We start from the raw sequence: 20,989 nt of genomic DNA, 5'->3' as shown, positions 1-20,989 counted from the left end.
GCACTTGTTTTTAACCAAAGAAATTTTACATAAATAACAACACAAAAGGAGTTTAGCATGAGTCTTAAAAATTTAGCAAAAGGAACATCGATCCGACAACGTTATGATGTTCTAAAAGAATATTATTTAAAAAATCATATGACTTATTCTGAGGAAAAACTTGAAAATTATAAAAAGTGGCGTAAGCGTCCTACGATGGTAACAGATGAACGTTTTAAAGAGATTTTAGACTCATTAGAGTTGACAGAAGAAGGCTTTGATCTAGCGATAAAAGAGCTGACAACAGAAGAAAAAGAATATATTTCGGCAGCTATTCACAATGAATCATGGGTAAAAACGACGAAGTTGATTTTAGCACAAGAAGATCGTTTAGTCGAAGACATTTTGGACAAAAACAAAGCGAATTTTACGTATGCTCTACGGTTGCATATTGACTATTTTGAAAAACAATTACAGCAAATAATAGCAGATTTCCCAACCATCCAAGTTAAGGAGACGGCAACAGCAGATTTTGTAGGTGAAGTGATCAACCGCTTTATGGACATAGGTTTACGAACTTTTGTATACGATCTACATGTGGAAAAAGAGAAGATGTCTATTTCAGAGTCAATGGATGAAAAAGAAGGGTTCCAACAATACGTAACAGCACGTTTTGATACACAAAAAAAATTGCTTGAATTTTTTGATCACTATCCAGTCTTAACAAGATTATACGCAGAAACAATCGATTTTCAACTTATTAATTTTCGAGAATTGATGGAAGCCATCGCTGAGAGTGAAACAGAGCTGAACAAAGTATTCCAAGTAGGAAAGCCAATTTGTCTGACTAACTTAAAAATGGGTGCAGGAGATTCTCACGATCAAGGAAAATCAGTTGCGATTCTAACATTCAGTAATGAAATCGATGTTGTTTATAAACCTAAGAATTTACAGATTGGTGAACGTTTTGATCGCTTTGTTCAAGAAATCAATAACATGGAGCCAGAATTTGATTTTTATTTAACCACAAAAATAGTCAAAGAAGAGTATACATTTGAAGAGCGTTTGATTTATTCTGAATGTTTATCGCAAGCAGACGTTATGCACTATTATCGCCAATTTGGCCAGACTGTGGCTTTAGTATATTTACTTAATGGTAATGATTTTCACTTGGAAAACGTGTTGGCATATGGTAAATATCCTGTTTTGATCGACCTTGAAACAATCATTCAAAATCATTTTCCTATGCCGGATAGCGAAAATGCGATCGTTAAAGTTATGCAGGAAAATGGGGAATCCGTGGTTATGAGCGGTCTTGTGCCGATCTACTTATTTGAAGAACGAGCTGAAGCTGATATCGAAGGCGCAAACAAAGGAATTCAACTTAGTGCATTAAGTGGTGGTGAGCAGAAATTGCCATATAAAGTATTGAAATTAGTTAATTTTGATTCGGTCAATATGCAGTTTATGTATCAAGAACATATTACGGATGCGGCTGAAAATATTCCGTTGTTTAACGGTGAAAAAGTTGATTTTGTTCCTTATATTGAAACGATCATCGCAGGATTTAAGGAATTTTCAGCATTTGCCATAAAAAACAAAGAGACCTTGGCATTTTTAGCAGAAAAAACATTTTCAGATTGCCTAGTCCGTAATGTAATCAAAACTACTCAAAGCTATGGAGATTTGTTGGATTATTCCACACATCCTACCTGTATGGTTGATTATATTGAACGGGAAAAACTATTTGAGAATCTATGGATGCATGGCTATTCTAACTCAAAACCAGTGCCTTATGAAGTACGGGATATGTTGCAACATGATGTACCGATTTTCTTTAATCCAACTAGTACAAAAAATCTAATGGCCAGCCAAGGTGAGATCATCCAGAATATGTATTCAGAAAAAGCCATTGATTTTGAAGTTTTGAGGTTGAAGAATTATTCAGAAGCACAAGAACAACAGCAGTTAGATTACTTAAAAACATCTTTTGGCCTGTATCACTCGACAGACCTACAAGAAAAAACAATTCCGCTGAGGGAGCAGAGACATCAAATCAACTTTTTGGATGGTGCGGCAGCTGTGGGGGAAGTAGTTCTTGAAGCGGCATTTTTAGGTGAAGATTCAATTGCCTGGAAAGACATTGAAGAAACGTCGCCTGATAATTATATTGTAAATGTCATGAACGAAAATTTTTATGACGGAATTACAGGAATGTATCTGTATTTTAGTGAACTGTATCATGTTACAAAAGATAAAAAATTCCAAAAACCGTATAAGCTGGCAGAAACCTTTATTTTGAAACTTGAAGACGATTATGTGGATAGTATTTCGGCATTTTATGGTTCTTTTGCTGCTGTGTATCCATTGCTTTATACGTATCGTTACAATCACGATCTTAAATTATTAAAGACAGCAGAATCGATCGCTACTAAATATATGGAAAGATATGACAAAGAAAGTATTGAGAGTTATGACTGGAATGGCGGTACGGCTTCGATCATAAAAGTTTTTGTTCATTTGTATCAACTAACGAGTAAAGAAAGTTATTTTAGGTTTGCTAAACAGTTACTTTTAGATTTAGATCTGGCTAAAATCACCCAAGGCGGTTTTGCCCATGGCTATTCTGGTGTGATCCATGCAGCGAATAGTTTGTTAAAAATCGAAGAAAATCCTGAAATCATGTTGGTAATCAAAAAGTGTTTAGTTAAAGAAAGAACGACCTTTGATCCTGTTCAAAAAGGCTGGTTAGATCTTCGACCAATACCACCAATGGTCAACGATTTATGGTGTTATGGTTCTACTGGAATCGGTTTAGCCTATTTAGATTTACTAAATAGTGATTTTGAAGATTCTCTTTTAGCTGAAGAAATTCAAATTGCAGCACAACGATTGATCAAGCAAGAGAAAAGAGATGATTGTTTATGTCATGGAAACTTTGGCGATTTGGAGTTTTTAATTGAATATAGCAAAACATCATTGGCTACAAAACATCAAAAAGAGCAGATCAAAGCGAAAGTAGAAAAAGCAAATCAGAAAATCCATAATGAACAGTATACTTTTGAAGGGTTACCGACAATTCCAAAATATGGATTGTTTACAGGCTTGGCAGGTATTGGACATCAGCTTTTACGGTTCCATACTGCAGAACAGACAGCTGACTTATTAACGTTAGAATTACCAAAGAAATAAGGGGGGAAGCATGTTGACGAAAAAAGTACCATTTACTGAACAAAGCGAGCATAGTGAATGCGGATTGGCTTGTACAGCGATGGTTTTGAACTATTATGATGATCATGTAACACTAAGCCATCTTCGTGATGTCTACGGCGTTCCCAAAGGCGGTAATACGCTGATGAATCTAAATCAAATTTTATTGGATCGAGGAATCAAAACAAAAGCGATTCGAGTACTAGATTTAGAAATTTTAGAGGAGCAAACAACACCGACGATTTGTTTTTGGGAAGAACGCCATTATGTTGTATTAGAAAAACTAACAGCGAAAGAAGCAACGATTCTTGATCCAGCAAGCGGACGAAAAAAAATCAAACGATCTGAATTTCAAGATAGCTTCTCTAACATTGCCTTGATTCTAACCGATATCGATGTTACGGTCACGCAACGGAAGAAGCAAAAAAATGCGACATGGCTTATTTTAAAAGATATTTTTAATGATCAAAAAGCTAAAGTTGCACTGTTTATCGTTTTAACGCTTTTGATTCAAATGGTGACGATCGCAATTCCAAGATTAACACAAACAATCATCGATAATTCTAATGTCGCTGTCTCTAATATCGTTCAAATCAGTACAATAATCGCGATTCTCTTTATTGCGTATTACCTACTGCAAGTTGCTAGAGGATTAGTTTTGATCGTGTTAGAAAACCTATTTGATTTAACTCTGATGAAAGCATTTATGAAGAAAATCATTCATTTACCATTGCGATTTTTTGTTAATCGTTCAACTGGGGATTTGATTTTTCGTGCCAACCTGAGTGTGATCATTCAGCAAATCATGAGTCAACGGATGCTCACAATTTCGGTTGATTTCCTATTTGTGTTCATCTATCTGATTTTAATGGTCAATTTATCATTGAACTTGACGTTGATTGCTATTTTTGGTGCCTTTATGATGGGCGCAATTTCAGTCGTCAATTCTAGACGAGTCCAAAGCATTACGAATAAAGAACTGATTGCTCAATCTAAAGTACAGCGGATACTAGTAGAATTATTTGAAGGGATGGAAACTGTTAAATCATCCGGCTCTGAAAACCAATTCTATACAAAATGGCGTAATGAATTCAAAAATCAAATTATGCTGCGGGCGGAGAAAAATCGTTTTTCTACTTGGGTTAGAACCATCCAAACCTCTATCCAATTTATTTTGCCAATTGTATTGATTTATGTTGGACTATTCCAAGTAACGAAAGGTCAAGTGACAATAGGAGAATTGATTAGCTTCAATGCATTGTCAGGAGCATTCATTGCACCCATTGTTACAGTTTTTGATTCTTATACGGAGTTCTTACTTTTACGTTCTTATTTTGGGAAGTTAAATGAGATTTTAGAAGCAAAAGACAATCCTCGTTTAGCAATTGAAGGGGAAAAAATAACCGCAATCGATTCGGTGAACGTTGAAGATGTTTCGTTTAAATACAGTTACTTTGAAGAAGAGATCTTACATTCTGTTTCCTTCAAAATAGAGCCAGGAGATAAAGTAGCAATTGTTGGGAAAAGTGGTTCAGGAAAAAGTACATTATTGAAGTTGTTGGCAGGTTTATACGATACGTCTTCAGGTCAGATTAAATTCAATGATATCGATTTAAAACAAATCGATGATGATTCATTAAAAGACTGTATCAGTATTGTTAATCAAAAACCGACGATATTTAACGCTTCTTTGTACGATAATATTGTGTTGAATCAGGCAGAAGCTAAGAATGAACGAGTGGAACAAGCAATTTTTGATTCAAGAGTAGATGAAATCATCATGAATTTGCCTTTGGGTTTAGAAACACAAATTTCAGAAGGTGGAATGAATTTATCAGGTGGTCAAATGCAGCGAATCTCTATCGCTAGGGCATTAGTAAAAGAAACAAGTTTATTACTGATGGATGAACCGACAAGTTCACTCGATAATATTTCAGAAAACTTTATTATGAATCGGTTAAAGACCTATGATTTTACGTGTATCATTGTGGCCCATCGTTTAAATACGATCAAACATTTCGACAGGATTTTAGTAATGGATCAAGGAAGAATTGTTGAAGAAGGAACGCATCAAGAGTTGTTGGCTTTAGAAGGGTATTATCACTCGATCTATTTTGATCCAATGAACATCACATAAAAGCTTTGGCCAGGACATCTGGAGAGGGAAGGAGAGGATAAAATGGCAGTTATTGGTTATATGCGTGTCAGCACACATTATCAAAAATTTGATTCGCAACAACAGGCTTTGAAGGATTATGGTGTTGATATAATTTTCAAGGAATATGAAAGTGGGCGTAAATGTTTTCGCAATGAGTTGAATAAAGCTTTGACGACGTTGGAATCAGGTGACACGTTTGTTATTTTTAAACTAGATCGATTAGCTAGAGGAACGAAGCAACTTTTAGGTTTATTAGAAGAATTCGATCGACGAAATATTCATTTTGTCAGTATTGAAAATAATATAGATACCTCAACACCAATGGGACGGTTCTTTTTTACGATCATGGGGGCATTCGCTGAAATGGAAGCAGAATTGATTCGCGAGCGCGTATTAGCAGGACTGAGTGCAGCTAAAAAGAATGGTGTTATCCTGGGGCGCCCGCCGCTTGTCAATCAAGTCAATGAGGCACTTGAACTATATCACAATACCACTATGTCGACAGAAGACATTTCCAAACGTTGTGGTATTGCTACATCAACGATTTACCATCATTTAAGAAAAGCTGGTGTGTACCGAACGAAAAAAAACGCTGATTTATCGGCAAGCGATAAAGTATTAGTTCGTAGCGGAGAAAATAAATAGAAAAAAGGAGACTGAAAATAACTCATAGAGTTTTATCCAGTCTCCTTTTTTGTCACTTATTGTAAAATTCGAGCATATCTTGTAGCGAATTCACTATTGTAAGACACACCATTTACGTTTGTACCGACGTCCCAATTGGCAGACCAAGTCATCAATCCTTTGATTGGATTACCATCTTTAGCTAACTGATCGAGTGCTTTGTAGACAGCCGTTGGATCGATCACATAACCGCTGCCAGCACCGTCAACATTCGCAGGAAGGCCTAAAACAAGCTTGTCATTTGGAATTTTCAAGAATGTCCGTGTACCATGAATCATTGAGTCAGACATATAATAGAGGAACTCGTATTTCAATGCATCGTTACTTTGTGGAATCCATTTATTGATTTCATCTACCCAAACACCATCTCCGCCTTGATTATACAATTGCGGCGCAATATAGTCGTAGAAACCTTCTAAAGAAGTAATGTATTTTTCATAGGCACCACCTGGTTTTAAGTAAGGAAATTCTGGTGCCATTGTGATGATGAAATTTTTACCTTGTGCTCTGTAATGCTCTTTGACTTTTTTCAAAGCAGCTGGGATAACGGTTTGGTTATCGCCTGCTGTAATTGCTGATTGCTCTAAATCAATATCCAGTCCATCAAAACCATACGTTTCTACTTGTCGAATGATTTCATCAGCAAAGGCTTGTTCATCACCCGTTTTTAATTGGATATGAGCATCCGCACCGCCAAGTGCAAGTAAAACTGCACGACCTTGACTGTTGAGTGTTGCAACATCTTGTCTAAAAGCAGCATCCGTTTTGTTATAAGGGGCGAATGTTGGAATGCGACTGACACCGTCACTTTTCATAAATGATACAGGAACTACATTATATGCTTTGTTTACTTCTGCTAAAGAAATATTTGCGGAAGTCCCCTGTTTATAGCCATCTCTACCCTTAGAAGCCCAGTTATGCCAATAACCGACAAGTACTTTTTTATTCGCTACACTGACCATTTCACTAGCAGAATCTGATGCTAGTGTAGGTGTTGCTGTATACAAACTAGCAACGGCAATACCTGAGACTAATAGAAAGGCTGGGATAAATTGTTTGATTTTCATGTGCACTGCTCCTTTTAGTTTCGTGGATTAATTATTTTACGTTTACATCAATAGCTTGATAAAAAGCGTTCGTAGTATCGTAAACATTCCAAACAGCATAGATCACATGATATCCTTTACGGTCACTAGGGACAGTAATCGTATGTTTTACAGAAGCTTCAGGAACAGTCGCTTTGTCATCAACTTGACCAATTAAGTCAAAGTTTTTGATATCTAAAGGTTGATTTGGATTCCAACCTTGTTTTGTCATATAGTAATCCCATGTAGAAGTTCTGTGACGGGCAGTTAAAGTCCAATTGATTGCAAGAGGGCCTGTTGTAATATCAGATTTATACCAACGATCAGCAGTCTGAACATCTAATGGATCAAACCCGCTAACACCTGCACTGGCTAATTTTCCTGGAGTGAACGTATTTTTAGTTGCTTCAATGCTTTGAGGCTCCCACTCAGCACGACCAACATTTTTATTTATTTTTCCACCTTGAGTACTACCGAAGTATGCGCGGCTTCCTGGGGATGAAACATAGCCATGAGCATGTGTGACCGTGGTTGAAAGAGATAAACCTCCAGCTAATAAACCAAGTGTTAGAACTGCTTTGAGCATTGTTTTTTTCATTGTGATTCCTCCTAAAAGTATTTTTGTAGCGCTTACAATGGTTAATTTAACATGTCACGTTATATTATTCAAATGATATGATTTTTATTTTATTAATGATATATTAGTGATATTTTAATAAGTATATTATTAGTAAAAAGTAAGTATATGTTTTTTTTTAGAGAGAAAAATTGAAAAACCGTCAGTTATGAGCATAGTGAATCTACACTCTAACTGGCGGTTTATACTAGTAATTGATCTAGTGAGTTAATGTTTTTTCATCATTAGCAATCACATCTAATAAACTTTGATTATCATTAAAAGTAGCAAAAACTTTTGCGCTGCTAAAATCTGGTACTTTTAAATCTGGTGATCTCATAAAGTCATTAAAAGATGCTTCGTAAGCCAAAAGATCTAACATATATAACGATTGATAGGATTTATTTAAGGCCATTCCTTTAGAAGCTAACTTAAAAGCTGTCTCGTAATTTTTGATCAATGAATAGAATTTGGCTGTATTGAAGAATATTTTGGTTGCTTCAATCGGCATTTTTATTGTCATTCTATTCAGCATATCGATCGATTTCTCATAATAAACTTGTGCTTTATCCAACTCATCGGCCATTTCATAAACGATCCCCAAACTATTGACAGAAAGGATCGCATAAACAGAATTTGAATCGCCCAGTTCATCAGCTCTGTAAAAATAAAATAAACTATCTGTTGTATTGTTGTAGCCCAATAAGTTCGTGATTCCCATAAAATAAAACCAGCGAACTTCTAATTCTCTATTTTGAAAATCAGAAACATTGACCGAGGTTGATTTTAAAAGTGAGTGAGCTTCTTTATGTTTGAACGTATTACACAATTCTTCCACATGATTTAAAATAGAAGTAAGTTTTTTTTCATCGTTATCATCTAATACGCTTTCGAGACTGAGGTTTAATCTTTTGCAGATTGCATCAAGGATTTCAAGGCTATCGCAAACATTTTTATTTTCAATGTTACTAACCGTTCCTTGAGTACAAATTCCAGCGGCTAAAGTTACTTGCGACAATTTTTTTTGTTTTCTGACTGTGCGGATGATGTCTCCTTTGATTCTCATAATGTTCCCCTCTATGTTTATGCATTATAGTTCTAGTTTATATAATAGTATGGTATTATTCTTTTGGAATCAACTAATTTTTTGGAGGGATAGACATGGAAACGCTTTTATGCTTATTGGATGAAGTGCTTGGCTATGGAAATACGGGGCACGTATAGTGTGAAAAAATTAGTGATTAGAGTTTACTTTCTAACAAATAGGTAGGACTGAAAAACTTTTTAAAACAGGAGAAATTTTGCTTCCGTTTTGAAAAGTTTTTTTTAATTATATTAAATAAGCAGGTCTATATTATCTTTTTTGTGTTTGTTTGGAATGTATTTTACAGGAATTACAATAGCTTGTAAATGAATTGAATCAGTTTATAGATTCATTTTTTTGTAACCCGTTTGGTATACTATGTTATAATTTAACTAGTCATACAAGCATAAAAAGGAGGAGATCCAGTGGCAAAAAAATTTACAACCCCATATGAAGTAGCTTATTATGATGGCGATATTACTAGAAAAATGACGATTCCATCAATGTTGGCTGTTGTAATCAAAACATCTGAAGAACAAAGCGATGCCTTAGATAGAGGAAGTGATTTTGTTGCTTCATTTGGCCTTGGCTGGGTCATTACCAATTACGAAATCCATATTACACGTTTACCTAAAGTTGGAGAAAAACTCGCTGTGACGACTCAAGCGATGGCGTATAATAAATATTTTTGTTATCGAAACTTTTGGGTTCATGATGAACAAGGCAATGAATGTGTATTGATCAAGTCGACTTTTGTTTTGATGGATAAAGAAAATCGTAAAATGAGTAGCGTATTACCTGAGATCATTGAGCCGTATGAAAGTGAAAAAATCAAGAAAATTTATCGTGGCGAAAAAATTGAAAAAGTAGAAGATGGTGAATTCCTACCATATCGTGTGCGTTATTTTGATATCGACGGAAATCAGCATGTTAATAATGCAATCTACTTTAATTGGCTATTAGATGTATTAGGCTATGATTTTTTAAGCACGTATGAGCCGACCTTTATCAATGTAAAATTTGATAAGGAAGTAGAATACGGTCAGGTAGTAGAAAGTCATTATGAAATGCTTGATACTGATGAAGGAAAAACAACACGACATGAAATCCGAATCGATGGTCAAATCTATTGTGAAGCAAACATGAAATGGAAAAAAAGCCAATAGGATTTTAGAACCAAATTATTTTTTGGCTAAGACAACTTTTTGTTTTGTCTTGGTCTTTTTTAGTATAAAATAAATGATAGAAAAATCATTTTAACTATATGTATATTATAGTAGTTTTATGAAGAGAAAGGATAAAATACGCTATGATTCGTTTAGGTTTGACTTCTTTTAATGAACATGATAAATTAACCGGAAAAAAGCGTTCTACGTTATATGAATATGCAGGTTACCTACCACTAGTCGAGATGGATACAGCTTACTATGGCATTCCAAAACAAGACTCTGTTCGAGAGTGGACTAAATCAGTTCCTGAGAATTTTCGATTTGTGATGAAAGTATATAGCGGCATTAGCTGTCAAGGTGAATGGCAACAGTATTATCAAAGTGAAGAAGAGATGATTGAAGCTTTTTTGACAAGCATGGCGCCCATGATCGAAAGTGGGAAGCTTTTTGCATTTCTGATTCAATTTTCTGGAACGTTTAGCTGTACGAAGGAAAATGTTCAGTATTTGGAAAAGATTCGTCACTGGTTTGCGGGATTTCCGATTGCGATAGAATTGAGAAATGGTTCATGGTATACAGCTAAATACATTAAACAAACACTGTCGTTCATGAAAAGCAATGAGTTTTCATTAGTAGCAGTCGACGAGCCGCAGATTCCAACGAATCCAGTACCATTTTTCCCTTATGTTACTAATGATCAATTTTCGTTATTCCGATTTCACGGGCGCAATGCCGCAGGGTGGATGGCAAATGACAAAGATTGGCGTAAAAAGCGGACCTTATATCGCTACAATTCAGAAGAAATCGCAGACTTGAGTGAAGCGGTGGAAAAGGTGGCTCGTGAGACGAAAGAAGTTGGTGTGATCTTCAACAATAATTCAGGCGGTGATGCAGCAGGCAACTTATTAGAAATGAAAGCTGCCTTGAAATTGGAATACAAGAATTTAAACCCAAAACAAATGGGCTTATTTTAACAAATGACATAGTTCAATTAAAGAAAGGAATACCATGATTAAAGCTATTTTCTTTGATATAGACGGTACTTTGGTGAACAAAAATGCCAAAGCCTTGGTATCGACTAAACAAGCGATTGAAAAGGCCCAAGCACAAGGAATCATTTGCGGAGTAGCAACAGGTAGAGGACCAGTTCATTTAAGCCAACAAATAGATGAATTAAATCTAGATGTTTTTGTTACTTACAATGGTCAACTAGTTTATACAGAGGAAGAAACGATTCGAGCAGATCACTTTTGTGATGAGACGCTAAAGAGGATTGTTTCATTTTCAGATTTTTATCATCGTCAAATTATGTTCGGTTCAAGACGGAGTTTGGAAGGCAGCTCACTGATGCGTTTTGGCCAAAAGAAATGGGCAAAAAAACTGGTTCGTTTTTTACCTAAGCACTTTCCAACAACGTTTGTAAAAAATCTGATCAGCCGCTTTTCAATTCATAGAAAGGCCCAACGCTATCATGACCTGGATATTTTAAAAGAACCGATTTATCAATGTGTTTTATTAAGTCCACAAGCTGAGTTTGATTTTCTAAGCGAACAATTACCAGGTTGCCAACTGACAAGATCGAATCCCTATACACTTGATATTATTCCAATTGGTGGATCAAAACTTGCGGGCATTCAGAAATGTGCCGAATATTTTGGATTTACATTAGACGAAGTAATGGCATTTGGAGATAGCTGGAATGATATAGAGATGCTTAGTGGTGTCGGGTTTGGTGTTGCAATGGGAAATGCAGAAGGCGAAGTCAAAAAAGTTGCGAAATATGTGACTAGAACAAATGAAGAAGATGGAATTTATCAAGCATTGCAGTATTATGGAGTAATTATGTAGTGGTATAGGCTAAACTTCCGGAAAAAGGCTAAGAAGCGTCATAGTCAAGTATTGCTAATTTCCAGTCAAGGTTGAACGTTGTTACTGATGTGTTATCTAGCTACGCGGACAAGTCTCTCGGGAAAAAGATAAAATCTGCATGTGACAGAAAGCATCACAAACATATTTTTCTATTTTCCTGTCGAGACTGAACGAGTCCACTCCGCTTTTAAATTTAGGAGGAACCAAATGAAAATCGATAATCCTTTTGAAAAAACCGAAGCATTTCATGAAAAATTTGATAATAGGAAACCTAAGATTCCAACGCAATTTTCTGCTAAACAAGCATCAGACAGAGCGGGTTTTAAAGTGGAAGAATTAGTTGAATTTCTATATGGATCTGCAAATAATGACCCTATTGTATTCAAAGAATTAGTAAACCAGTTAAAAATATCTGTCGATCAAGCAGAAGAAAAGGTGCTTAGTAAGCAAAATAAAGTAACAGATCCTTTGGTGGAACAAGTAGATGCACTAATTGATTTATTGTATTTCACATACGGTTCGTTTTCACTATTAGGTGTTGATCCGACAGAAATATTTTCGATTGTTCATGAAGCCAACATGGGGAAAATTTTTCCTGATGGGAAACCCCATTATCATCCAGTGACACATAAAGTATTGAAGCCTGACAATTGGGAAGCTGATTTTGCTCCCGAACCAAAAATTAAGGCTGAGCTAGAACGCCAATGTAAAGCGATAGAGGAATAAATAATAGTGAATTATACGCCCAACTTGATTCGGATTTAGTGTTTGTCAAAGCTAATTTTTAGTTTTGATAAACACTATTTTTTGTTGAATATAAAAAAATCCATCTATTATTCTCATTATTTTAGAATCTGAGCGAATAAAGTGATAAAAATTACATAATTTATATGATAACATACATATAGTTGGATTAAAAAAACATAATATTTATTTAAAATTACGAAGGAAGATAATTGTTGTGTAAGTTAGGGTTGTTACTACACATAGCTTGTGAAAAAACAATTATGATCAAACCCTTTAGTATCCAAAGAAAGGTGGGGCTAAATGGGCGTTATTTACGTTATTTCCATGATTTCAATTAGTGTGTATTATATCTATATCACAATGATCAAAAGTGCAAAGGAACTTTATATTGAAGCGCTTTTTATACCAAATCGTAAAGTACATTACGCAGTAGTCATTCCTTGTTTTAATGAGGAGAAAGTCATTAAAGAAACGCTTCTTTCTTTATTACGTTTCTCAACAGAAAATTTAACAATTTACGTTGTTGATGATGATTCAGCTGATGATACGCTAAAAGTCATAACTGGAGTTTCTGATTCCAGAATTAAACTAATTGAGAAAAAAAAACCAAATGCTCAAAAAGGTAAAGGTCATTCATTGAATGTTGCTTATAGAAAAATTCTTCAAGATTATCGACAAATAGATTCTAATCAGGTCATTGTCACGGTTCTGGATGCGGATGGTTTCTTATGTGAAGATGCTTTCAATATTGCGGATAGAATTTTTAGTCATTCTGACATTCATGGAATACAAGCACGCGTTCGAATTATCAACAATTATAAAGGTGGAAACTGGTTGACATTATTGCAAGATATTGAATTTTATGAAGTGATTGGAAATATACAAAAACTTAGAATGAAGACCAAAACTGTTGGACTTGGCGGAAATGGTCAATTTACCCGATTGTCCGTATTAAAAAAATTTGAAGACATTCCTTGGAATGACTGTTTACTTGAAGACTATGATTTGACGATTCGATTATTGTTGAATAATGAGCGAATCGTTTACACAGATCGACTAATCATTTACCAACAAGGTGTGACAAGCTATCAGCGCTATATTAAACAACGAAGTCGCTGGATTCAAGGCAGTCTTCAATGTCATTTTTATGTGTTTAGGTTGTTCAAAACTAATTCACTTTCAAAAATTGGAAAACTAGAGATGCTCTATTTTTTACTACAGCCTTATTATAATTTGATCAATAGTGTCATTCTTATAATCTCAATAAGAATGCTGGGTCACTCATTACTAGAAGAAATGACGCTAAAATCTGTGTTGACTATACTTTTAATGGCGTTTATTACAGTTTATCCAGGTCTAACATTTTCTAAAAGATATATAAAAGAAACCAGAGATATTGAAACAATTGAAAATTCTCCCAAAATTAGATGCTATTTAGGTGGTATCTTTATGTACCTGTATATTTTTTTAACAATTCCCAGTATCCTTTTAGCATTTGCTAGACAGCTAGCAGGGAAAAAGTCCTGGATAAAAACGAAAAGAGAAGAGAATGTCTAAAATGAATGAAATCAACGGTTATTTTGATAGTCGATTGTTTTCTATCTTGCCACCTATTGTCATTGTAATAAGTATTGTTTTCGGTAAATTTTTATGGTTTTTTCTAGTTGCAATAGAAAGGAGGTCACCGATGAAACATTATATGATCATTTTTGGCACAAGGCCTGAATTAATAAAAATGTTTCCGATAATTAAAGAGTGTCAGAAGCATGCACAACGTATCAAACTAACCATCGTTAATACTGGACAACAAAAAGAAATGGTCGACATTCTTTTAAAGGAATGGGAAATTCAACCACAATACGATTTAGGTGTTATGAAGGACAAACAAACATTAACAAATTTGACTATCAACATGATGAGCACCTTGGAACCTATTGTGAAGGCAGAAAATCCTGATTTGGTGATTGTTCACGGGGATACAACAACAGCTTTTGTCGCTAGCTTAATGGCGTTTTACCAGCAGAAAAAAATAGCACACATTGAGGCCGGACTCAGAACGGGTAATAAGAATGCACCATTCCCAGAAGAAATAAATCGGCAATTGGTCGATCGGGTAGCGGATTATTATTTTGTTCCAACGCAAAGCAATAAAGAGAATTTAGAAAAAGAAGGTATACAATCCGTCATTAAAATTACAGGTAATACAGGTATCGATACATTACGTTATCTTGATTTAAAGCGGACGATTGCGGAAGAACAGCGGCAAATACTTGTTACCTTACATCGACGAGAATTAGATGTGGAGAAGTTAAAGAAAATTTGTATCGTTTTAATAAAAATCGCAAAAAAATATCCCGATATTGTCATAAAATATCCCGTACACCTCAATCCTAAAATAAAAAAGGTAGTATGTTCACTATTAGCTAATCAATCGAATATTGTTTTAACGGCTCCCTTGAATTATTTGGCGTTTCAGCAAGAGATGATGAATAGCTTTTTAGTTATTACAGACTCTGGGGGGATTCAAGAAGAAGCACCCTATTACAAGGTCCCAGTTTTGGTGATTAGAGAAGTGACTGAGCGACAAGAAGCAGTTACAGCAGGTTTTTTAAAACTTATTGGTACTAATGAACAAATGCTTTATAAAAATGTTGTTACTCTTTTGAATAATACAGACGAATATGAAGCAATGCGAACGGTTGAAAGTCCTCTTCCATTTGGAGATGGACATGCTGCAAAAAGGATTATTAAGTGTTTGTTACAGGAAGTATAGATAGTGAAGAAACTTTTAAAAAAAGGAGACTATGTAATGAAAAGTAAAAGAATTGTTCAAGCCACTATTTTCTGTCTGATTTTTAGTATTTTCTTCCCAGCCTATTCATATGCCAACACGGATTTTGGCGATCTATATGTTTCTAATCCAACGATAGTCAAAGGTGATACTATTGTTGATGAGGAAACCGAAATCAGTTATCATCAAAATGTTTCATTAACATACACATATAATATCCCCGATACTGTTTCAATCGTTTCTGGAGATACGATGAATTTAAGAGTTCCAAGCAATACTTTAATCGCAAGCGACTTTTCCTACGATATTACTACAGAGGACGGTTCGTTAATTATGACGATCAGTGGTGATTCAGAATCAAATACGGTGACAGCAATTTTCGGTCCATTTTATGAATTGCATAAAGCAAATCGCCAAGGGGAAATCCTCTTTTATGCTCGTGGAACAACAATGACAGAAAATGAAAATTGGGTGATGAATAAAGTCGGTTGGAATAGTTCTGATAATACCTCAGCCATTTGGAATATTATCATTAATCCTGATTCAAAATACATTACAAATACTATTTTGACTGATGTTCTTGGGGATAACCAGGAATTTGGTAATGACTTTCTAATTCAGGCTGAAATTGGAACATATGACAAGACAACCCAATTGTTTTACCCAAAAGAGCCTATCGATCCAGCTAAAATAAGCTCAACTAATGTAGGTTTCATAGTTAACTTAGGAACATTGAACAATGCAGTTAGTCTAACGTATAGATCGAACAAACTAACAGACCCGAATATACCTTATAGAAATAAAGCTATTCTAGAAGCCGATGGTGAAGGAAATCAGGTAGTGATTGAGGCTGAAACACCAGGGCTTGGTGGCGGTGGAAGCGGATCGGGAGAATCAGGGGAACCAGATCCAGAAGAATCTACTTCTGAAACGATAGAAACATCAACCACAGATTCAACCACGATTGAAAGCTCTACAATTTCTGATAGTAGTATTGAGAGTCATGAAGAATCGACAGTAGAGAGCACTACTAACTTTAGCACAACAGAACAAGGAGCGACCACCTACCTAGGTTCATCAGCAAATTCAGCTGAAAGTTCCAGTGATTTGAAACAAAAAAGTTCAAACAAACTGCCACGAACAGGTTATCTAAAATCAATGATTGGATTGATTGGCTATGTACTGCTCTTCATCAGCGTGTCGTTGTTTCTATTTAATAAAAAACATCAAAACGGTATTAAATAATACGTGAAAGAAAAAGGGAAACAATCAGTTTAAGAAATTTTCTTAAGCTGATTATTTCCTTTTTTTACTCTTATTTGAAATGTTACTAGTATTTTTTATCTTTCAAAAAAGGTTTGATATAAAGCCTGAATCGCTTTTTTCTCTTGATCTTCACGAATACCAAACATGATACTGACCTCAGATGATCCTTGGTTGATCATCTCTAAGTTGATTTTATTAAAAGCTAAGGCTGCAGTACTGTCAGCCATGACCCCGATTCGTTGGCGCATTCCTTCTCCCACGACCATCAACATTGACAAGCCATTGGTAATCCGCAATTCATCAGGTTCAAGCTCATCCTCTATACGTTTCATTAATTCTTCTTCTATCTCAATTGTTAATTGACCTTCTCTTAAAATAATTGAAATATCATCAATTCCAGAAGGCATATGTTCATAACTAAGCCCTAATTCTTCGAGAATTTGAAGTAAACGACGACCGAAACCTAACTCTCTATTCATTAAATACTTGCTTATATAGATACTAGCAAAACCTTGATCACTGGCAATTCCTACAACTGGGTCATGTTTGGCCGTTCTAGAAGTCGTGATCAATGTGCCAGGATGTTCAGGATTATTCGTATTCTTGATGACTACTGGAATATTGGCGCGATAAGCGGGCATCAAGGCTTCATCATGTAACACAGCAAAACCGGCATACGCTAATTCCCGCATTTCTCGATAAGTCAGTTCTTTAATCGTTTTTGGCTCATGAATAATACCAGGATGGGCGACAAAAATTCCGTTAACATCAGTAAAGTTCTCATAAATATCTGCTTTTACACCAGCGGCAACGATCGATCCTGAGATATCAGATCCGCCTCTAGAAAATGTACAAATGTCGCCAGCTTCTGTAAAGCCAAAAAAGCCAGGAATCACTAAAATTTCTTCAGTTGTAGTGAATTGATTGATCTTGCTTAAAGAAGAAGGCAAAATCCGAGCATTTCCAGGTTCATCTGAAACGATGATACCAAGATCTAAAGGATTTTTATAACGAGCATTCAAGCCACGTTGCTGGAAAAATGCAGCCACTAGCTTAGCATTATTGTCTTCACCGCTAGCTAAAAAAGCATCTAAAAGATGAGGATTATTTTCTTTTTTCAAAGTAGCTAAATGTTGAATCGCAAGTTGGATGTCTGTTAAAACATCTTTATTAAGTTTTAGTTCATCTAAGATTGCCTCATAGCGGGCAACGATTTTTCCGATGATTTCAGTAGTCTTTTCATTATTTAAATATGCATGATAATAAGTAATAAGCAGATCTGTTACTTTAATGTCTTCAGACGAACGTTTACCAGGAGCTGAAACAACGATGAACTTTCGTGAAACGTCTTCTTTTACGATTTGTAAAACTTTCTCTAATTGTGTTGCAGAAGCAAGTGAGCTTCCCCCAAATTTTGTGACTTTCACTTTTTTCACTCCTAATTTTAATAGATTTTTCATTATAATAGTAAAAGAATACCGAAATATCCTATGAAAAGCAACCGTAAAATGGACAATTATTTAATCTTTTCCGTTCTTTTTCAACAAATTTCTTCATTTTTTTTCAAACTTTTGTTAGACTGGTAGAGCTGAATAAGAATAGTAAAAAAAGGAGCACCAAAATGATACAAAGATATGAAGGAATTATTTTCGATATGGACGGTGTATTGGTTGATAGTGAAGAGTTTTATTATCAACGTAGACAAGCCTTTCTTAAAGAATACGATCTATCCATTGAACAAATACCGATTCCTGAATTTGTTGGAGCAGATATGCGAAGTCTATGGGAGACGATTCTAGAAGTAAATGATACAAACTATGATGAATCCTTCCTAACTGAAAAATATTTACAATATAAAATCGATCATCCCATCGATTATGGTAGTATGATCGATCCAGATGCAAAACGAGTCTTACAATTTCTTAAAAGAAAAGGGTACAAAATCGGTTTGGCCTCTTCATCAATGAAGGATGCAATCCAAGAGGTATTGAAAGCAGGGCAATTAGCCAGTTACTTCGATGTGATTGTCAGTGGAACTCAATTTAAAAAAAGTAAGCCCGCACCCGAAATTTATGAATATACTGCTAGTGAATTAGGAATCGAGCCTGAAAATTGTCTTGCGATTGAAGATTCAGAAAAAGGAATACGCTCAGCACATGATGCAGGTATGACCGTCTGGGCTATAAAAGACATTCGTTTTGGAATGGAACAGCAGTTAGCAGACGCACAATTGGATACATTGAGTGATATGTGTAAAAAGTTGCAAGAAGTGGAAGTTATCGTTTAAACTTGATAGTAATGTGGACGGAAGCATCACAATATTACAAAGTCAAAACATTTATTAAGAAATTACAATTAACTAGTGCTTGATAGCGTGGATTGTGGTATAATTTTCTGTAGGTGTTTTTAAGGATTTTATGTAGATAAGAGAGTAATGCAATTGTAGATAGAAGTGATTTTGTTATTTATCAGCGGTTGTATAATCATATATGGATAAATAAACGGAGGAACCATGAATGAAGAATAATCTGATCATTATCGTAGTTTTAGCTATAATAATCATCGCAGCAGTTTTGTATTTAGTTGGTTATTTTATGAGAAAGAAAAATCAAATGAAACTCGATGATCTGGAAAAGAGGAAAGAAGAGCTGTTCGACTTACCAGTGATTGAAGAGGTCGATGATGTCAAAAAGATGCACATGGTCGGGCAAAGTCAGAACACGTTTAGAGAATGGAATCAACGTTGGACTGAGATTTCTACTCGTTCTTTTGCGGAGCTAGAAAGTCAGATTTTTGAAGTCGAAAATTTAAATGAAACCTTCCGTTTTATGAAAGCAAAAAAAGCAGTTGCTGAAGCTGATCAAACGATGACTGAGATGGAATCAGAAGTTGAGATCATCCGTAATGGTTTGAAAGAACTACGTGAGAGTGAAGAGCGTAATTCACTTGAAGTACAAAAAGCTTTAGATGTTTATGAAGAAATCAGTAAATTACTTCATGATGAAAAATCAGAATTTGGCTCTGCCTATCCTGAGTTACAAAAACAAATCAAAAATATCGAAATCGAATTTACTCAGTTTGTGACACTAAATACTTCTGGAGATCCGATCGAAGCGCGTGAAGTTTTAGAAAACGCTGAACGTCATACCTATGAATTAGACGACGTGATGAAACGTATTCCACCACTTTATGACGAATTGAATCGAACGTTCCCTGATCAATTAAAAGAGATTGAAGAAGGATACAAACGTCTACTTGCAGATCATTATGTTTTCCCTGAAAAGAATTTCGAAGATGAACTAAGACGTGTTCAAAAACGTGTGAAAAATTCAACAGTCGATTTAGAGAAGACAGAAGTTGATGCAGTAGAAGTAGCTAATCGTGATACAGCTAATGCAATTGATGCATTATACGAAATCATGGAACGTGAGATCAACGCGAAGAAATATGTGATGACGAATCAGAAAGTCGTTGGTGATTATATCGCCCATGCACTGAAAAATAATCGTCAGTTGATGATTGAATTAGATCATACATCACAAAGCTACACATTGAACCATAATGAGTTAGGACGTTCAAGAGGTTTCCAAACAGAAATCGAAGAGCTGATTCGCCGTTATGAAGATTTTGAACCAAAAATGAAAGAACATACAGTTCCTTATTCTGAAGTACAAGCATTCTTTAAAGATTGTTACAAGATATTAGATGACATTGAAAATCAACAAGTTGAAATTGATGATTCATTAAAAGAATTACGCAAAGGTGAAAAAGCTGCTCAAGAAAAAGTTGATCAATATGATTTCCGACTACGTAATATCAAACGTCATGTTGAAAAACAACGTTTACCAGGATTACCAGCTGATTACTTAGAGTTTTTCTTTGTAGCAACAGATCGTATTGAAGAGCTAAGCAAGGCATTGAATCGAATTCGTATCAATATGGAAGAAATCAAAAAGCTTTCTGATCTTTGTAATGAAGATTTAGAATTACTAGATAAGAAAACGAATGATTTAGTTAACTCCGCTGCATTGACAGAACAAATGATGCAATATGCGAATCGTTACCGTCATACACATGAAGCAATTCGTGTGGCAATGGAAAACAGTTTAGAACTATTTTCGAAAGAATACAGATATCAAGATGCTCTAGATGAGATTGGCACTGCACTTGAACGAGTGGAGCCAGGCGCGTTTAGAAGAATTGAAGATTTCTACTTCAATAATCTTGATGCAATTTAAAGAATTTAGGGTGAGACATGTGTCTCACCTTTTTATTTTGATTAATTCTGTTTGTTTGGTTGAACTACAAAAATAGAAAGTATATAATAGGAA

The 20,989-nt window shown here is 35.2% G+C and carries 16 protein-coding genes; 12 read left to right on the top strand and 4 right to left on the bottom strand.

Annotated features, from left to right (window positions below):
* Positions 1-57 precede the first annotated feature (57 nt).
* From lanM to BCR21_RS06510, 3 genes are read left to right on the top strand one after another with little or no spacing between them, the layout of a single operon-like run.
* The gene (lanM, locus tag BCR21_RS06520) at positions 58-3,171 is read left to right on the top strand and encodes a type 2 lanthipeptide synthetase LanM (protein WP_069645674.1); all 3,114 of its coding nucleotides are present in this window, start codon (positions 58-60) and stop codon (positions 3,169-3,171) included.
* Positions 3,172-3,181: 10 nt separating this feature from the next.
* A complete protein-coding gene (locus tag BCR21_RS06515; protein WP_069645673.1) occupies positions 3,182-5,326 on the top strand; it encodes a peptidase domain-containing ABC transporter in 2,145 nt (714 codons plus the stop codon).
* A 42-nt stretch (positions 5,327-5,368) separates the two neighbouring features.
* Positions 5,369-5,992, top strand: a complete 624-nt coding sequence (locus BCR21_RS06510) for a recombinase family protein (protein WP_069645672.1) — start codon at positions 5,369-5,371, stop codon at positions 5,990-5,992.
* A gap of 56 nt (positions 5,993-6,048) precedes the next feature.
* On the opposite strand, the gene BCR21_RS06505 is transcribed toward BCR21_RS06510, so the two are convergent.
* The 3 genes from BCR21_RS06505 to BCR21_RS06495 all read right to left on the bottom strand — a co-directional run bounded on the left by BCR21_RS06505 (position 6,049) and on the right by BCR21_RS06495 (position 8,798).
* Complete coding sequence (locus tag BCR21_RS06505) at positions 6,049-7,098, bottom strand: chitinase (protein ID WP_069645671.1); 1,050 nt, start codon at positions 7,096-7,098, stop codon at positions 6,049-6,051.
* A 31-nt stretch (positions 7,099-7,129) separates the two neighbouring features.
* On the bottom strand, positions 7,130-7,714 hold the full coding sequence (locus BCR21_RS06500; RefSeq protein ID WP_069645670.1) for a lytic polysaccharide monooxygenase: 585 nt from the start codon (positions 7,712-7,714) through the stop codon (positions 7,130-7,132).
* 238 nt (positions 7,715-7,952) lie between these two features.
* Positions 7,953-8,798, bottom strand: coding sequence for a helix-turn-helix domain-containing protein (locus BCR21_RS06495; RefSeq protein ID WP_069645669.1), 846 nt, complete (start codon positions 8,796-8,798; stop codon positions 7,953-7,955).
* Positions 8,799-9,241: 443 nt separating this feature from the next.
* Here BCR21_RS06495 and BCR21_RS06490 point away from each other — a divergent pair, with 443 nt between their 5' ends.
* The 7 genes from BCR21_RS06490 (at position 9,242) to BCR21_RS06460 (ending at position 16,637) form a co-directional block, all read left to right on the top strand.
* Positions 9,242-9,982: an acyl-ACP thioesterase domain-containing protein gene (locus tag BCR21_RS06490; RefSeq protein WP_069645668.1), complete on the top strand. Its 741-nt coding sequence runs from the start codon at positions 9,242-9,244 to the stop codon at positions 9,980-9,982.
* A gap of 143 nt (positions 9,983-10,125) precedes the next feature.
* Positions 10,126-10,959, top strand: a complete 834-nt coding sequence (locus BCR21_RS06485; protein ID WP_069645667.1) for a DUF72 domain-containing protein — start codon at positions 10,126-10,128, stop codon at positions 10,957-10,959.
* A gap of 34 nt (positions 10,960-10,993) precedes the next feature.
* Positions 10,994-11,833 carry a Cof-type HAD-IIB family hydrolase gene (locus BCR21_RS06480; RefSeq protein ID WP_069645666.1) on the top strand — a complete coding sequence of 280 codons (840 nt, stop codon included), beginning with the start codon at positions 10,994-10,996 and terminating at the stop codon, positions 11,831-11,833.
* A gap of 228 nt (positions 11,834-12,061) precedes the next feature.
* Positions 12,062-12,580, top strand: coding sequence for a pyrophosphohydrolase domain-containing protein (locus tag BCR21_RS06475; protein WP_069645665.1), 519 nt, complete (start codon positions 12,062-12,064; stop codon positions 12,578-12,580).
* Positions 12,581-12,901: 321 nt separating this feature from the next.
* Positions 12,902-14,158 (top strand): glycosyltransferase family 2 protein, encoded by a 1,257-nt coding sequence (locus tag BCR21_RS06470; RefSeq protein ID WP_069645664.1) that lies wholly within the window; start codon positions 12,902-12,904, stop codon positions 14,156-14,158.
* A gap of 130 nt (positions 14,159-14,288) precedes the next feature.
* A complete protein-coding gene (wecB, locus tag BCR21_RS06465; protein WP_069646030.1) occupies positions 14,289-15,374 on the top strand; it encodes a non-hydrolyzing UDP-N-acetylglucosamine 2-epimerase in 1,086 nt (361 codons plus the stop codon).
* A 36-nt stretch (positions 15,375-15,410) separates the two neighbouring features.
* Positions 15,411-16,637 carry a collagen binding domain-containing protein gene (locus BCR21_RS06460; protein ID WP_069645663.1) on the top strand — a complete coding sequence of 409 codons (1,227 nt, stop codon included), beginning with the start codon at positions 15,411-15,413 and terminating at the stop codon, positions 16,635-16,637.
* A 95-nt stretch (positions 16,638-16,732) separates the two neighbouring features.
* On the opposite strand, the gene BCR21_RS06455 is transcribed toward BCR21_RS06460, so the two are convergent.
* Complete coding sequence (locus tag BCR21_RS06455) at positions 16,733-18,085, bottom strand: aspartate kinase (protein WP_069645662.1); 1,353 nt, start codon at positions 18,083-18,085, stop codon at positions 16,733-16,735.
* A gap of 194 nt (positions 18,086-18,279) precedes the next feature.
* On the opposite strand from BCR21_RS06455, the gene BCR21_RS06450 reads away from it, so the two are divergent.
* Positions 18,280-18,945, top strand: coding sequence for an HAD family hydrolase (locus BCR21_RS06450; protein ID WP_069645661.1), 666 nt, complete (start codon positions 18,280-18,282; stop codon positions 18,943-18,945).
* 229 nt (positions 18,946-19,174) lie between these two features.
* Complete coding sequence (gene ezrA, locus BCR21_RS06445) at positions 19,175-20,896, top strand: septation ring formation regulator EzrA (protein WP_069645660.1); 1,722 nt, start codon at positions 19,175-19,177, stop codon at positions 20,894-20,896.
* Positions 20,897-20,989: the final 93 nt, after the last annotated feature.

The sequence above is a fragment of the Enterococcus ureasiticus genome (genome assembly GCF_001730285.1).
GTDB classification, from domain to species: Bacteria; Bacillota; Bacilli; order Lactobacillales; family Enterococcaceae; genus Enterococcus_L; species Enterococcus_L ureasiticus.
The sequence above is the reverse complement of the archived record's forward strand: the minus strand, read 5'-3'. Positions and strand labels throughout refer to the sequence as shown.